This is a genomic window from Sphingomonas baiyangensis (genome assembly GCF_005144715.1).
GTDB lineage: Bacteria > Pseudomonadota > Alphaproteobacteria > Sphingomonadales > Sphingomonadaceae > Sphingomonas > Sphingomonas baiyangensis.
Window position 1 is genome coordinate 429,091 of the sequence record NZ_SWKR01000002.1, and the last position, 13,296, is coordinate 442,386.

Consider the following 13,296-nt stretch of genomic DNA (forward strand, 5'->3'; position numbering starts at 1 on the left):
GGCGGTAAGGACGTGGGGCCTAGCAGCATAGCCTAGCCGCATGGCCCGCCGCTCCATCGTATTCCGCCTCGCGAGCGATCCAGTCTGTTATCTGTGGTCCGGGCATTTCGACTTGCCGGTGTCAGCGGATGCGCTTGATCCCGAAGGCGCGATCTACAAGGGCGCGGGCGAGTTGCTGTCCGTGCCCGCGCTCAAGCAGCTTATCAACGGCGCGGCCGATCGCCTCGATTTCGTCGTGTCGGGCGTGTCGGCCGAAACCATCCGCCTTGCCGGCGAGGACCGGGATAGCGTCAAGGGCGCGCTGGTGACCATCGGCTATGTCGAGTTTGACGCCGACTGGCAGATTGTCGGCCCGGCGTCGTGGGACTGGCGCGGCATCGCCGACACGCTGGCGACGTCCAATGAGCCGACTGACAACGGGCGCGAGCGGCAGATCATCCTTTCGGTGCGCTCGACCGATACGCGGCGATCGAACCCGGCGCCGGCCTATTACACCGATGCAGACCAGCGGAAGCGGTCGCCTACGGATGCGATTTTCAGCGAGGTCGCGGGCATATCGGTGGGCGTAACTCGCCGGTTCGGGCCACGATGACGGTCGCCGAATACATCGCGCACGCCACGACGCGGCGCTGGGAAGCCGGCATATGGGACTGCTGTTGCTTCCCGGCGGGCTGGGTGCTGGGCTGGGGCCTTGGCGACCCGATGGCCCGCTGGCGGGGGCGCTACAGCAGCGATGCGGAGGCGCTGGCCCTGATCGACGCGGCGGGCGGGCTTGAGGCGCTGTGGTTGCTCGGCATGGCCGACATAGGCTGCGCGCCGATTGGGGGTGAGCCGCAGGCGGGCGACGTGGCCGTGATTGCTTTGCCTGCTGCATACGCAGGCGATTGCATCGGGGCCATCTTCAACGGCAAACGGTGGGCGGCACTAGCGCACGGCGGGGTGGTGGTGGCCCGCGCCGAAGCACTGCGCGTGTGGAGGCGCCCGTAATGCCTCAAGCGCTCGCTCCCCTTATCATCAAGGCCGGTGCCGCGATCGGTGTGAAGATATCCGCTGCGTTGGCGTCGGTCATTGCGAGTACGGTCGTAGCGGTAGGTGTGCAGATCGGCACGAGCCTCGTGTTCGGAGGCCCACGCGGCACCGAACCGCAGGAAACCGAAACGTCGGTCAAGAACCCGATCCCGCCGCGCATCCGAGGCTATGGCCGCCGCCGCCTCTACGGCGCATCGCTGCTGTTCCGCACCGCGAGCGATGGCACTACGGTGGACGTGTGGGCCTTCCATGATGGGCGTATCGGTGGCGTGGTTGCAGTCTACCTGAACGACGACCTTGTGACCCTCTCGGGCAATATCGTGAACGCCGGGGCGGACAAGCGGTACCAGGGCGGCAACGTCAAGGCTGGCTACACGCTCGGCCTGCCCACCGAAACGGCGTTCGGGGCCGTCATCGCCAAGGTGCCCGATGTGTGGACGGTCGATCATCGCGGCGATGGCGTGGTGACGGGCTACCTTCTCAAGAACCCCGAGAAGGACAAGTATTTCCTCGAAACCTACCCGCAGGGCGACAACATCGACATGTCGCTGGTGATGGACCTCGCGCCGGTATTCGACTTCCGTGACGAGGCACAGGACGCCTATGATCCGGCAACATGGGTCCACAAGGACAACGCCGTCCTCGCGTTCCTGCATTACCTCATCACGCAGAGGGCGGTGGACTTCGACACGCAGATTTTGCCGCAGATCGCGCTATGGGAAGCCGCCGCCGACGATTGCGACGCTGCCGAGCCGCTTGATGCTGGCGGGACCGAGCCGCGCTACCGAACCGCCGTCGTCTATCGCGCGACCGAGCAGCCAGCCAACGTCATCGCCGAGCTGCTCAAGCCGTTCGATGGCTGGTACAGCTACAACGAGCGCGGCGAAATCCTGATCTACTCGGGGCGGTACTACGAGCCTACGGTCACGATCGGCGCCGATGAGATTGTCAGCTATCGCCACCAGGCATTTGTCGAAGACGAAAACGCCGTCAACGAGGTGACCATCACCTACGTGTCGGACCAGCACGACTACAACACCGTGGACGCACAGCCTTGGCGCGACGAAGCCGCTATCGCCGCCAGTGGCAGGGAGCCGTTGACCGCCTCGCTCGACGCGCAGACGCCTTCTCCCACGCAGGGCCGACGCCTTGCCAAGCGCAAGATGCTGCGCGCCAATGCCGCCCATCGGGGAGCATGTTCAACGACGTTCGCGGGCCGCACGATCATTGGGCAGCGTTACATTAACCTCGACCTGAGCGAGTCCGGCTTCTCCGGACCGGTCGAGATCATCTCGCTTGAGCGCAACACCGAAACCGGCGGCGTCAACTTCGAGTGGTTGTCGGTCGATGCCGATCCCGACGAATGGGTGCCCGGCGTCGATGATGGTGAGCCGCCGCCGCCTGTGGTCGATCCGGTGCTTGACGCACTGCCACAGCCCGTCATCAACGACATTACCGCGATCACCGATGAAGGCGACGTGGTGAACGGCTACCGGCTTGAGCTTGCCGTAACTGGCCCCGATCGCCCGGACCTGACATGGTTTGTGCGCCTCCTGATCGACGGCGCATATGGCCCGGCGCAGCAGTTCCAGGATACGGCGCCGGGGCCAAGCGTGCTGCTGGTGACTGACTCTGTACCGGCTAACACCCCGATCGGCGTCGAGGTATCCTACCGCACTGGCGATGGTCGCCCGTCGCCTTGGTCCGATACCGAAAGCATCACGATCGAGTCCGAGGTTGAGGACGTGACCTCGCTGCTCGATACCGACAAACTGCTGATCTCGCGGGACGGACTGAAATATATCGAGGCTCAGCTCACGGTCGAGTATTTCAAGGACAAGTTCGACCTTGAGTACCTTCAACTCGATCCTGCCGGGGCCTCGCAGACGGTGCTTGGTCCGGTCGTCGTGTCTGGCAACCTCGAAACCGGCGGGACGCTTGTCGCCGCCGGGACGGGCAGTTTCGGTGGCACACTCACGGTCACGACGGGCGGCGCGGCGATCACCGGAGACTCGTCGATTGCAGGCAATCTCGATGTGAGCGGCACGGTTAGCGCATCGGCCTATTCAGGCGGCGGCTTCCCGGCTTTCGGCGCAGCGGGGGCGGCTACAGGCGCGGACGTGACGGGCAGGGTGGTCCTGACCATCGGAGGCGCTTCCTACACCCTCGCCACGATATGACGGCGGTAAAGACACGCGTACCAGCACCATAGCGTGCTCGCGCGATGTATGTCCTTCCCACGCACCTCCTGAACCCCGACGACGTGACGGTTCGCGTTGATCGCAGGACGGTTTCGGGCGGCGTTGCATTGTCGGGCAGCGAGGACGCAATCGAGACTGACGGCGGCGGGCGCGTGGTTGTCACCTATGGCAACATGGCCGGGGATACGCCCGCGCTAGAGCGCCTGCTGAACGCATGGGACAGCTATTTGGCGGGGGGTGCGGTGGCTTGCCTCGTGCCGCTGGTCACGCTGCGCACCGCGCCTCGCCTGTGGATCGGCGGCAAGCCCAAGCCCGCACCCGATTTCGCCGGCAACGATCCGATTTTCCCGACGGCGGTAGGCTACCGCGTTCGCACTATCGAAGCCGAGACGGTGGGCGATGCCGCGTTGCGCGCGACGACGCTGACGATCCGCATGGTTCGCGGTTCCCCGGTCCTTGGCGGCGAATGGTTTTCGATCGGCGAGCGTGCGCACCGTGTCGAGCGCGTGCTGTCACGCGATGGACTCGATTACGAGTGCCGCATCAACCCGCCGCTGCGCGTCGCTGTCACTGATGGCGCGGCCGTCGAGTTCGAATGGCCGGTCGTCAAGGCGACGCTCGCGATCGGCGGCAGCCTCATCCCAACGCTGACCTACGGCCTCTACGGCGACGTGGGCGCAACCTTCGTGGAGGCACCATGACCCCGACGCGCGCCTATGATCTGTCGCAGTATATTAACGACGATTTCAAGTACGTGTTCGCCTTCATCGGGTTCGACATGACGGCGGCGACATTCTCGCTAGCCGTGGCGCTGTATCCCGGCGGACCTGTCCTGATCGACGCTGATGCGTTCGACTATTCGGTGCTTGAAGTCGCAACCGACGACGCTGGCTTTGCCATCAGCCAAGTCGAGGTGTTCGCGCCAAAGGCCACATTCCCGACCGTCTATGCGGACAACGCCGAAGACTACCCAACGGGGGCGCACGTCCCCCTCTACTACGACCTGAAGGTTTCGAGCCTGCCCGGCGACGTGGGCACCCCTGCCGAAACCACCCTGCTCTACGGCCAATTCATCCTGAAAGGCACAGTCAATGACTGACGCATTCCTCGATTTCGTCGGCCCCGGCGCTCGCCTTGCTGCGTTGCAGGCGGGGCGCGCCGAGGATGCGGTTGCCGATGCCGCCGCCGAGGTGGTGAACGCCGCCGCCGAAGTAGCCAAAGCCCAGGCATGGGCCAGCAGTCTCGGTATTCCCGATCCCGCAACGCCCACGCTCAAATCCGCTCGCGGCTATGCGATCGACGCGCAGGCCATCCTTGACGAGATCGAGGAAGGTTCTGACCCGCTTGTCGCTGCTCAGGTGCAGGCCGCTGCCGTATCCGCCGCCGTGGCACTGGTCGCAGCCGGTCCCAACTACGCCAGCACGGCAGCAGGACTAGCCGCGACCGACGAAGGCGATGCGTTCGCCGTGTTCGATGGCATCAACACGGTGACTATCTACCGCCACGATGCCGGGCCTGTGGCGACGGCGCTGCGATCGTTTCCGTTCGACCTCGTGTCGCGGCTTGCGGACCAGGAACAGCAGATCGCCAGCATCGTGTCGCCCACGGTCGCAGCGCTGCGGCTCGGACGCGAAAGCACCGCCGGCAATGCCGACGTGCAGGCGAAGGTCACGAGCTTTCAGCAGCCTATCGTGCACTCGCCATCGGTATCGGAGCGGTGGCGCGGCGTGGTGCGAGCAAACGGCCTGCACTTCCATATCCCGTATGACGCAACGACTGTCCTGGTTCACAACCCGGATACCGGCGAAGCGTGGCAGACGAACTTCGGGCTCGACCTCTCGGGCACGCAGAAGTGGCGCGATGCGGTCGTTGCCCGCAATGGCCTGATCTACTGCGTCCCGTATACGTCGCAATCGGTCCTCGTCATCGATCCGGTGGCGATGACAGCGACGCTCGACGTGATGGGCCTGCCTGCATCGGCATTGTCGGGCACGGCGAAGTGGGACGGCGGCTGTCTCGCCAATGATGGCCGCATTTACTGCGCGCCGTTCCAGTCCACGACGCTGCTAGTCATCGATCCGGCCAACAACACCGCGCAGACTTTCACCGCTGCGCAGCTAGGCATGGGTTCGACCGTGCTCAACGGCGGCACGAAATACAGCGGCATGGTTGCGGTGGGCGGGTTCGTCTACGCTACGCCATTCACGGCTGCCAACGTGCTGCGCGTCAACATCGCCACGATGGTCGCGACGCAGGAGACGTATAGCCTCACGCTGTCCGACAACAACAAATGGTCGCGGGCGATTGTCGTCGGCACGCTGATCTACTGCGTGCCCTTCACCGCCACCGACATTCTCGTCATCGACACGGTGGCATCGACTGGCACTCGGACGGCGATGGGTGCCACACTGACGGGCAGCAACAAGTGGCGCGCGATCGTGCGCGTCGGCCGCAAGCTGTACGGCATCCCCGGCGATGCAGGCGACTTCCTGCAAATCGATCTGGCCGACACGACCGGGAGCACCTTCGGCACGGCAACGCGGCAGACGTTCAACGTGTACGACGTCCGCACGCCGACGACTACTGGAACGCTGATTGAGCAGCTCAAATGGTCTGGCGCGGTCGTGCACAAGAACATCGTCTATGGGTGCCCCTGCGGGCTTAATCAGGCGGCGCAGGATATCCTGATCTTCGACCCTGCCGGCAATGCAGGTGCGGGACAGGCTTACCACACCGATCTGCGTGCGTTCCTGCCGACTGGCGTGAGCGGGGCGACAAAGTGGTTCGGCGGCGTCGCGCATCCGAACGGCTATGTCTACAGCATCCCGGCGACCGCGCAGGACTTCCTTATCATCCGCGACGTCGATGCGGCAAACGACAACCCCGTCGCGGTTCGCCATGCGCTCGGCGTCACGCTCGATGCCGTCAACCAGAAGTTTCAGGGCGGCGTCCTCGCGGGCGATATGTGCATCTACTCGTTCCCTCGCTCCGAGGAAACGCGGGTGCTGAAGATCGACCCGTATGATCTGACGGCATCGCCCTATGGCACGGCGATCCTGACCGATTGGGGCGGCGCACGCGATCGGGAAACCGGGCTGACGGGACAGCCGCTCGGCACTGGCGCTGTTGACGAGCAGAAGTGGCATTCGACCGTCGTCGGCATGGACGGCAAGATTTACGGCGTCCCGTACAACATCGACAAGGTGCTGATCCTCGACCCGAAGGCACCCGACGCCGACAAGCTCGAACTGACCAACTTCGGGCTCAACCTCTCGGGCATCGACAAATGGGTGGGCGGCTGCCTGCATCCGAACGGCAAGATTTACTGCGCGCCGCGCAGCGCCAACGACATGCTCATCATCGACACGAACCCGCTTTCGCCGACGTACAACCAGGCATGGCGCGAGACGTTCGGGCTCAACTTCAACACGCTAAGCAACGCGGGTCAGACGACGCTCAAATGGTCGTTCCCGCAGATCGGTGCCGACAGCCGCATCTACATGCTGCCGCGCACTGCTCGCAACGTGCTGGTCTTCGACCCGAGCGATACCAGCGTGCATCCGATGGGCCGCGTGACCTTCGAGACGTTCGGCCTCAACATGGACCCGTTCAGCACTCTCGCGGGCACCGGCTACACGATCGCGTCGAAGGCCGGCCCCGATGGGCGCATCTATGCCGCCAGCACCGGAGCGCCGCCCGCCGGGACGGGCAACTTCCTCATCATCGATACGATCCGCCACACTGCGACCTATGAGGAGTTCGGGCTGACGACGCCGCTACTGACGACCAACAAGGTTGCCGGCATCGTCCACACGCTCACGGGGCGGCTGATCTGCATTCCGCGCTCGGCGTCCTTCGCGATCATCCTGAAGCCCAAGGGCGTGCCCGCACTGCCGCCTGCTGCGGTGCTGGGACCGTATCTCAACAAGTGTTGAACCCCTCCGCACATCCTGTGCCGAGCCAAGGAGAGTAACAATGTCCCCGATCGATTTCGTGCCGCAGATGAGCGACGGGCAGGTAGGCCCGCCTCCCACGCCGACGCCATCGCCGACGCCAACCCCGAAGCCGCCCACGCGTCCTACCGGCGGCTGACGATGCTCAACCCGCAGTACGTATACTATCTGGCGATCGGCGCGGTCGTGCTGATGGAAGCAGGCTGCGGGTTGTTCGGGCGGCGCTGTTTCGGCCGCATGGCTTACGTGCTGGGGGCGGCCTTCGCTGCTTCCTACGCCGGCTATGCGATGGGCCAGTATCTGCCGGCGGTTCAGCTAGTTGTGCACATTGCCGGGTTCGCGCTCGGCATGGTCATTGCGCGCGGTCTGGCGGGTCACGTCATCGCCGGCATCTTCTTCCCCATGGTCACGGTGGACGCGCTGCGGCTTTGGGAACTGGTATCGCCCATGACGTGGTGGTGGGCGATCTACTACATGGCGATGGCGCAGCTCGTCGCCTTGGGGATGGGCGCAGAGTTTCACCCGCTTGGGCGCGCGATCCGCCGTCTGTCGGCGGAACTGCACGCGCGTTTCGAGCGGAGCATGGGATGGATCTGACCGGAAGCCACGGGGGCGTGGTGGCGGCTGCGGCAATGGCGTCGTGGGCTGCGGCAACGGCGTTCTGGATGGGCGTAGGCACCGTCATCTGGCGGCTGTTCTTCGAGCCCCGCATCAAGGCGCTGCAAGGCCAGCTAGAGGACGAACGCACGCGCTGCGACAAGGACGTGGAAGCGCTGCGCGATAGGATCAAGCAACTCGAATTGCTGCTGATGCTCCACGGCCCGCAATCGCTTCGCCAGCACATGCAGGCGGCATTGTCCGAGCACAGCATCGCCATGTCCGAACTCAAGGAGAACCGGGCAAATGACTGACGCAACCCCGCTACAGCGCCGTTTAGCGGCCCTTGGAGAGCCTATCGCCGTTGACGGGGTGTTCGGCCCCGCGACGATGGCAGCGGCCCTGAGGCGGCTTCCTGAGGCGGCTACGCGCTTCGACGCCGAGCCCTTCTATGCCGCCATCCGCAAGTCGCTGTTCGGCGGCACTATCAGCCCTAGCCAGTTCGAAGGCATAGAGGCGAAGCTCAAGGCGTTCGCCGGCCAACCGCTGGCCTATGTCGCATACATGCTGGCGACCTCCTATTGGGAGACGGCGCGCACGATGCAGCCGATCGCCGAGTTCGGGAAGGGCAAGGGGCGCAAGTATGGCGTATCGGGGCCGCACGGCGGGCAGGTGGCCTATGGCCGGGGCGACGTGCAACTGACGTGGCCCGACAACTACGCGCGCGCCGACAAAGAGCTGGGCCTGAACGGCAAGCTGATCGGCAACTACGACAACGCGCTCGACCCCGACATATCGGCAGCGATCATGCTGCGCGGCATGACGGAAGGCTGGTTCACCGGGAAGAAGCTGTCCGATTATCTGCCGGCTGCTGGCCCTGCCACGGAAGGCGGTTTCACCCCGGCGCGGCGCATTATCAACGGCACCGACAAGCAGCATGAGATCGCGGGCATCGCGCTCAAGTGGCAGACGGCTTTGCAGGCGGGGGGCTGGGCATGACTGAGGAACGCAGCACCTTCCGGCATAGCGTCGGCGCACTGGCGATCGGCGGCGGGTTCGCGTGCCTGGTCCCGCTGTATTTCGTGCCGATCCCCGAGGGCAATAAAGAGGCGCTGTTGCTGGCGATCGGCATCGTGCTGGGCTGGGGCGGGGCAATCATCAATGGCGAGTGGGGCTCATCCCCGGCGGGGCGGGCAGCAGCCTCGATCGGGCTGCGTGCACCGGATGCGCCCACCGGCAAGCCCGACGATCCTATCGCCACGAAGGAAGCGCAGCCATGATCGGGCTCGGCAACATCATCGACACGGCGCGCGCGAACATCTGGCCCATCGCCTTCGCGGTGCTGGCACTGTTCGCGGCTGTCTCGTTCGTGGGCTGGCAGCGCGAAAGTGCGAACGCCGAGGAACTGCGTATCGACCTCCGCCTTGCCGAAGCGGAAGCCGACGCAGCCGAGCGCCGCACGATGGTCCTCGAAAAGGCCGCTGCCGAACGTGCGATGGACACCAGCGATATTCGCGACCTTGAGGAAGGACTATCCGATGCGATCGACAAGGCTGCTGCCCGCGAACCCGTTGCGCCTGTTGGTGCTGCTACCCGCGCTTTGGGCTGCGAGCGCCTGCGACGAGCGGGGCAAACTACCTCCGCCCGCTATCGCGCTCAGTGCGGCTGACGTGGCCGAGGCGAACAAGGCCAAGCCGCGTCCGACTGACGACGTGCTGGCCGATGCCGGCAGCGCCCGCTACAGCGCCGAGCTAGAGCTGTGGGGCGAGACTGTCTCGCGTGCATGGGGGCGCATCTGCCGCACGCTGGCGGGGCAGGGCGTCACCATAGAATGCCGATAGCGGCGACCAGCATCAGCGCCACGATCGCCGCTGCCTCGACCTCAAGCCGGGTTGGCTTGCGCACGCTCGACCGCCCGCCGGCATAGCTCGTCGCGAGCGAGGATCGCCATTGCGTCCTCTTGGCCGGGAGGCTGGGCGTAGGCTTTGCCGCGCAGGTATTCGACGGATTCGCTGCGCATGTGGAACGCCCACATCGCCTTGTCGTGTTCGGTCATGCTGTCCTCCTGATTCGGGAGGACGTTGGCATGAGGGTGGGGTTGTAGGAAAGTGGGGCGGCTTATCCGGAGTTTCACCGGCCCGGGACAACCGTGGATGGGCTTTCGCTCAACCGTAGATGAAACCGTTCTTCTCGGGTCACCGCCCCATGCTGCGCTTGCTGGCCTTATCGCGCGATTGGCCAGGTTGCATTCGGGATTTAGGCTTGGACCCTAGCAGCATCATTCCCATACCACGCGACTCGCGCTCGTTCCACTGTTTTTGTTGCGGTCAAGGATAGAATGGGGTAAGGCGGTGGGGCTGCGGCGGCGTGGATGGACACGCAGAGAGCGACAAGGAAACCGCTCGAATGGCTCAGCCGAACTTCCGGTCGGCCGGCTATACGTCGATACACTGAGCAGCCGGTATCAAGCCCGGCCCGCAGTCTCACCCTGTTAGCCCGCGCTCCTGCATCACCTCGCCAAGGTCGTCCTTCGCATAGCTGGTAGCAGCCGCATATCGCTGGCGCAGTTCGTCATCGGATAGCTGGCGCAGCGCGTGCATGTGCTTGCCATGCTCCTCGATATTGACGCGGCGGATGCGAACGACACGATCCTCGCTCATGCAGCTTGGCCCCTCAAGGCTTGGCGAGCGCCTTCAACGGCGGCTTCTAGCTGAGCGGTAAGCATGTCATAATTCGAGGCATCGTCATAAGCGTCAACAACGGCCTCGACCGCCTCCCGATACCGCTTGAGCGTGTCGGCGGCTTCTCCGCACGCTTCGTTGGCCCCCATCGTGATGCGTTCGCTCAACTGCCGCAACCGGCGCTCCAGTTCCTCGCTCATACGTCGCCCCCGCTAGCCGATGCCGCGCCGCTGCATTTCGTCCCGATAAGCGCGCTTAACCCCAGCCTTCGCAGACGCCTCCCGCTCGCGCAGATCATCGCACGGCAATTCCGCCAGCCATTTCCGAGGCAGGCCATAGAAGCAGCCGTCGCCGCCATCCAGCAGGCCTTTCAGATTGTGCGTGCTCATACGTCGTCCCCACCTTCAAGCGGGAACACGACGGCCTTCTCGGGCGGCTCAGCATAGAGGTTTGCCGGAGCGACTGGCCTAGTCCATTTGTCCGGATGTGCCGGCGTGCGTTTGGCGTGATACATTTTATAGACGCCGTCTTTGAATTCCGCGTATGCAAAGCCGTTGTTTTCCGGTTTCGCCACAATCATGTAGTGTGTCGGCTCGTCTGCATTGAGATATGGAAAACCATAGGCGCCGTCGAACATGACGGGGTGCGTCCAGAACGACCCGCACCAGCAGAAATTAGTGGCCCGTCTTCCGCCGCTCGGATGCTCGGCATCCGGCGTCCAAAGGTCTATGATCGTACCATCCTTCGGCGCGTCTGCGATAGGCAACCATTCGTTGTAGATGATGCTCATACGTCGTCCCTTCGTGCACGGATAGCGGTGGCGATCATAGCACGGAAGATCGCGACAACATCCTGTCGAACTTCGCCGAAGCACTCCCAGTCGCCCGCCTCCACCATTTCCGGCGTGATGTTGTCGGCCAGTGCCTTGAGGGCGGCTCGGGCTAGGTCAGCATCCTCGACACTACCGTCCTCTGCCATCCATGCTGGTAGCAAGTCCTGAATGGCTTTGCTGACCGCCTCAATCGGGTTCATCGTACACCTTCCTTGGATGCGAGAGCGCGGAGGGCTGCTGCACATAGGGCTAGGGCAGGGGTGGCGGCAGTAGCGATGCCATCCGGTGTCCATCCGTCAACGTCGCCCACGAGGCATTGCCATGCCCCGCCTTGCGCCTCGTGGTCGTGCGAAAGGTCGAACGACGGGCGATCCCCGCACAGCGACATCGCGGCGTCCAAACTGGCCGTGTATGGAGGGATATGCTGCCGGTACAGCCGCTTCCCATCACGATACCAGAATTCTTCTCGCATCCATGTCAATTTATGCTGCCAGCCAAACGTTTCGACAATTTGAATTTCCAACCCCCGATCCGGCCCGCTCGCAGCCTCTACCCTCTCTGCCAGCCTCAACAGGGTGTTTGGGTCAGTCATGGGAGATGCCTCCGCCACTTGTTCTTGCCAGTGCGCGTTTCCAACGTGACCGTGCCCTCCTGCGAATACAGCTCGGCATAGTGAGACATTTCGGACAGCATAAAGCGCTTATCGTGGCAGACGCCGCCAGCGACCTGATAGCCGTCCTGCAAGATGCGCCACCGCCATTCGAACGGTCGATCTACAGCCTCAGTCATGCCCCCTCCCTCTCTGCGTCTGACTGTAGGAGGCGAGCGCGGACTCGTTCGCCGAGAGGGGTGAGCACTTGGCCGAGAATATGCACGTTTCGGCCAAAGGCGACATCCGGCGCTAGATCGGCCCACGTCATTTCGCAGCCATTGAGGCTTACGATGGTGTGTGTAAGCCCACGACGAAGCGACCAGTTCGCAGTGACGCCGTGCCTTGGGGCATAGGGGCGCTCGGCCTCGGCTACGGCGGTAAGATACGCCTTTTGCGGCTTTGTCAGGCCCGACGCTGTTTTCTCCACGATCGCATCAATCTCATTAGCCATTGTTAGATGCTCCTGAGGGGGTGAGGGCGGCGATCTCGTCGTCGGATAGGTCAACGCAGCGCCGAAAGCTGACCTCCATCTCGCCTGTCTCAAGTTCGCTCAGTGCCTGCGCGGCGCCTTCGGGTGAATTGACATCACAGGGCAGACCAAAAATCTTGTTGCATGGCCCGCGCACCTTTCGCTCCAAATCGGCGATCGTGTAGAGGTACGTACGCTGTGCATTGAATGGCTTGGTCAGGATCACGAACCGGTCGTTGCGAGCCATGATTGTGTATCGCTGGCGCTCTTCCCGGAACTTGATCTTAAGGCGTCCATCATCACCCATTAGACCCTCCTACGTTCTGTGGTGCGCGAGCACTGGTTGGTGGGGTGGGGGTGTTCAGGCGGGCTTCCTGAATCAGCACGAGGCGGTCCATGCGGGTAGTCAAGCCGTCGCGAGAGTGAGGCAGTAGCCTGTGGGTCGCTTCTGCGGCGATTGCGGCCAGAAGCTCAGGCGTCCGCTTAAACCATTCCCCGCCAAGCCGTTGAGCCGCGAACCGCTGGTGCCAGCGTGCTTCCGGTGATGCCTTCGCCAAGACCAGCCCGAACATCTTCAGCTTCTGTGAATTGCCGATCTGCATCGTCGCCAAGCGGCGGGCCGGGTCGGTTGTCGAACCAATCTTGATTGGCCCGCGCGGACCTTCGCTGACGAAGTAAGTGTAGCAGGGCATCTCGTAGAGATTGCGGGTTGCCATATGTGCCGTCTCCTGTGCCCGCATGTTCTTCGCGAACGGATGCGGAACGCGCGTGCTGCGGCGGCAGAAATGCTGGGGTCTGGCGGGAAAGCTGGTGTTGCCGATGTTCTCAGGTGCGGTTTTCAAGACCGCTGCCTTAAACCACTCGGCCACCCCTCCGGCGGCA

Annotated in this window: 21 protein-coding genes; 12 read left to right on the forward strand and 9 right to left on the reverse strand. The window is 63.7% G+C overall.

Translation table 11 applies throughout. From position 1 onward, the window contains the following. Positions 1 to 40 precede the first annotated feature (40 nt). From FBR43_RS05240 to FBR43_RS16070, 12 genes are all read left to right on the forward strand, one after another. Positions 41 to 592 (forward strand): hypothetical protein, encoded by a 552-nt coding sequence (locus FBR43_RS05240; RefSeq protein WP_136942169.1) that lies wholly within the window; start codon positions 41 to 43, stop codon positions 590 to 592. Continuing rightward, positions 589 to 987 (forward strand): DUF6950 family protein, encoded by a 399-nt coding sequence (locus FBR43_RS05245; protein WP_136942170.1) that lies wholly within the window; start codon positions 589 to 591, stop codon positions 985 to 987. The genes FBR43_RS05240 and FBR43_RS05245 overlap by 4 nt, the downstream gene beginning before the upstream one ends. After that, positions 987 to 3,209, forward strand: a complete 2,223-nt coding sequence (locus FBR43_RS05250; RefSeq protein WP_136942171.1) for a hypothetical protein — start codon at positions 987 to 989, stop codon at positions 3,207 to 3,209. The genes FBR43_RS05245 and FBR43_RS05250 overlap by 1 nt, the downstream gene beginning before the upstream one ends. 44 nt (positions 3,210 to 3,253) lie before the next feature. After that, entirely contained in the window at positions 3,254 to 3,931 is a 678-nt protein-coding gene (locus FBR43_RS05255; RefSeq protein WP_136942172.1) for a hypothetical protein, read from the forward strand. Next, positions 3,928 to 4,329: a hypothetical protein gene (locus tag FBR43_RS05260; RefSeq protein ID WP_136942173.1), complete on the forward strand. Its 402-nt coding sequence runs from the start codon at positions 3,928 to 3,930 to the stop codon at positions 4,327 to 4,329. The genes FBR43_RS05255 and FBR43_RS05260 overlap by 4 nt, the downstream gene beginning before the upstream one ends. Then, a complete protein-coding gene (locus FBR43_RS05265) occupies positions 4,322 to 7,165 on the forward strand; it encodes a hypothetical protein (protein WP_136942174.1) in 2,844 nt (947 codons plus the stop codon). Before FBR43_RS05260 ends, FBR43_RS05265 begins: the two co-directional genes overlap by 8 nt. A gap of 159 nt (positions 7,166 to 7,324) precedes the next feature. Continuing rightward, positions 7,325 to 7,780: a hypothetical protein gene (locus FBR43_RS05270; protein WP_136942175.1), complete on the forward strand. Its 456-nt coding sequence runs from the start codon at positions 7,325 to 7,327 to the stop codon at positions 7,778 to 7,780. Beyond that, positions 7,771 to 8,094, forward strand: a complete 324-nt coding sequence (locus FBR43_RS05275) for a hypothetical protein (RefSeq protein ID WP_136942176.1) — start codon at positions 7,771 to 7,773, stop codon at positions 8,092 to 8,094. Before FBR43_RS05270 ends, FBR43_RS05275 begins: the two co-directional genes overlap by 10 nt. A gap of 76 nt (positions 8,095 to 8,170) precedes the next feature. Then, positions 8,171 to 8,779 (forward strand): lysozyme family protein, encoded by a 609-nt coding sequence (locus FBR43_RS05280; RefSeq protein ID WP_136942177.1) that lies wholly within the window; start codon positions 8,171 to 8,173, stop codon positions 8,777 to 8,779. Next, complete coding sequence (locus FBR43_RS05285; protein WP_136942178.1) at positions 8,776 to 9,060, forward strand: hypothetical protein; 285 nt, start codon at positions 8,776 to 8,778, stop codon at positions 9,058 to 9,060. Before FBR43_RS05280 ends, FBR43_RS05285 begins: the two co-directional genes overlap by 4 nt. Next, the gene (locus FBR43_RS05290) at positions 9,057 to 9,449 is read left to right on the forward strand and encodes a hypothetical protein (RefSeq protein ID WP_136942179.1); all 393 of its coding nucleotides are present in this window, start codon (positions 9,057 to 9,059) and stop codon (positions 9,447 to 9,449) included. The genes FBR43_RS05285 and FBR43_RS05290 overlap by 4 nt, the downstream gene beginning before the upstream one ends. A gap of 1 nt (position 9,450) precedes the next feature. Beyond that, entirely contained in the window at positions 9,451 to 9,621 is a 171-nt protein-coding gene (locus tag FBR43_RS16070) for a hypothetical protein (protein WP_169542504.1), read from the forward strand. Positions 9,622 to 9,662: 41 nt separating this feature from the next. Here the strand turns inward: FBR43_RS16070 and FBR43_RS16075 are convergent, their stop codons facing one another. The 9 genes from FBR43_RS16075 to FBR43_RS05320 form a co-directional block, all read right to left on the reverse strand. Next, the gene (locus FBR43_RS16075) at positions 9,663 to 9,836 is read right to left on the reverse strand and encodes a hypothetical protein (RefSeq protein WP_169542505.1); all 174 of its coding nucleotides are present in this window, start codon (positions 9,834 to 9,836) and stop codon (positions 9,663 to 9,665) included. A gap of 427 nt (positions 9,837 to 10,263) precedes the next feature. Beyond that, entirely contained in the window at positions 10,264 to 10,440 is a 177-nt protein-coding gene (locus FBR43_RS16080) for a hypothetical protein (RefSeq protein ID WP_169542506.1), read from the reverse strand. Then, the gene (locus FBR43_RS05295) at positions 10,437 to 10,661 is read right to left on the reverse strand and encodes a hypothetical protein (RefSeq protein ID WP_136942180.1); all 225 of its coding nucleotides are present in this window, start codon (positions 10,659 to 10,661) and stop codon (positions 10,437 to 10,439) included. Before FBR43_RS05295 ends, FBR43_RS16080 begins: the two co-directional genes overlap by 4 nt. 12 nt (positions 10,662 to 10,673) lie before the next feature. Beyond that, positions 10,674 to 10,850 (reverse strand): hypothetical protein, encoded by a 177-nt coding sequence (locus FBR43_RS16085; RefSeq protein WP_169542507.1) that lies wholly within the window; start codon positions 10,848 to 10,850, stop codon positions 10,674 to 10,676. Further along, positions 10,847 to 11,251 (reverse strand): hypothetical protein, encoded by a 405-nt coding sequence (locus tag FBR43_RS05300; RefSeq protein ID WP_136942181.1) that lies wholly within the window; start codon positions 11,249 to 11,251, stop codon positions 10,847 to 10,849. The genes FBR43_RS16085 and FBR43_RS05300 overlap by 4 nt, the downstream gene beginning before the upstream one ends. Then, positions 11,248 to 11,493, reverse strand: a complete 246-nt coding sequence (locus FBR43_RS05305; RefSeq protein ID WP_136942182.1) for a hypothetical protein — start codon at positions 11,491 to 11,493, stop codon at positions 11,248 to 11,250. Before FBR43_RS05305 ends, FBR43_RS05300 begins: the two co-directional genes overlap by 4 nt. 388 nt (positions 11,494 to 11,881) lie before the next feature. Further along, a complete protein-coding gene (locus tag FBR43_RS05310) occupies positions 11,882 to 12,082 on the reverse strand; it encodes a hypothetical protein (protein ID WP_136942183.1) in 201 nt (66 codons plus the stop codon). Between the two features lie 306 nt (positions 12,083 to 12,388). Beyond that, positions 12,389 to 12,721, reverse strand: a complete 333-nt coding sequence (locus FBR43_RS05315) for a hypothetical protein (protein WP_136942184.1) — start codon at positions 12,719 to 12,721, stop codon at positions 12,389 to 12,391. Beyond that, entirely contained in the window at positions 12,714 to 13,256 is a 543-nt protein-coding gene (locus FBR43_RS05320; RefSeq protein WP_136942185.1) for a GIY-YIG nuclease family protein, read from the reverse strand. Before FBR43_RS05320 ends, FBR43_RS05315 begins: the two co-directional genes overlap by 8 nt. Between the last annotated feature and the right edge of the window lie 40 nt (positions 13,257 to 13,296).

Coding starts and splice junctions, on each gene's coding strand:
- FBR43_RS05265 (WP_136942174.1), top strand. CDS start 4,322: ATGACTGACGCATTCCTCGATTTCGTCGGCCCCGGCGCTCGCCTTGCT.
- FBR43_RS05255 (WP_136942172.1), top strand. CDS start 3,254: ATGTATGTCCTTCCCACGCACCTCCTGAACCCCGACGACGTGACGGTT.
- FBR43_RS05240 (WP_136942169.1), top strand. CDS start 41: ATGGCCCGCCGCTCCATCGTATTCCGCCTCGCGAGCGATCCAGTCTGT.
- FBR43_RS05245 (WP_136942170.1), top strand. CDS start 589: ATGACGGTCGCCGAATACATCGCGCACGCCACGACGCGGCGCTGGGAA.
- FBR43_RS05310 (WP_136942183.1), bottom strand. CDS start 12,082: ATGACTGAGGCTGTAGATCGACCGTTCGAATGGCGGTGGCGCATCTTG.
- FBR43_RS16085 (WP_169542507.1), bottom strand. CDS start 10,850: ATGAGCACGCACAATCTGAAAGGCCTGCTGGATGGCGGCGACGGCTGC.
- FBR43_RS05315 (WP_136942184.1), bottom strand. CDS start 12,721: ATGGGTGATGATGGACGCCTTAAGATCAAGTTCCGGGAAGAGCGCCAG.
- FBR43_RS05305 (WP_136942182.1), bottom strand. CDS start 11,493: ATGAACCCGATTGAGGCGGTCAGCAAAGCCATTCAGGACTTGCTACCA.
- FBR43_RS05285 (WP_136942178.1), top strand. CDS start 8,776: ATGACTGAGGAACGCAGCACCTTCCGGCATAGCGTCGGCGCACTGGCG.
- FBR43_RS05295 (WP_136942180.1), bottom strand. CDS start 10,661: ATGAGCGAGGAACTGGAGCGCCGGTTGCGGCAGTTGAGCGAACGCATC.
- FBR43_RS16075 (WP_169542505.1), bottom strand. CDS start 9,836: ATGACCGAACACGACAAGGCGATGTGGGCGTTCCACATGCGCAGCGAA.
- FBR43_RS05300 (WP_136942181.1), bottom strand. CDS start 11,251: ATGAGCATCATCTACAACGAATGGTTGCCTATCGCAGACGCGCCGAAG.
- FBR43_RS05290 (WP_136942179.1), top strand. CDS start 9,057: ATGATCGGGCTCGGCAACATCATCGACACGGCGCGCGCGAACATCTGG.
- FBR43_RS05275 (WP_136942176.1), top strand. CDS start 7,771: ATGGATCTGACCGGAAGCCACGGGGGCGTGGTGGCGGCTGCGGCAATG.
- FBR43_RS05280 (WP_136942177.1), top strand. CDS start 8,171: ATGGCAGCGGCCCTGAGGCGGCTTCCTGAGGCGGCTACGCGCTTCGAC.
- FBR43_RS05270 (WP_136942175.1), top strand. CDS start 7,325: ATGCTCAACCCGCAGTACGTATACTATCTGGCGATCGGCGCGGTCGTG.
- FBR43_RS16080 (WP_169542506.1), bottom strand. CDS start 10,440: ATGAGCGAGGATCGTGTCGTTCGCATCCGCCGCGTCAATATCGAGGAG.
- FBR43_RS05250 (WP_136942171.1), top strand. CDS start 987: ATGCCTCAAGCGCTCGCTCCCCTTATCATCAAGGCCGGTGCCGCGATC.
- FBR43_RS05260 (WP_136942173.1), top strand. CDS start 3,928: ATGACCCCGACGCGCGCCTATGATCTGTCGCAGTATATTAACGACGAT.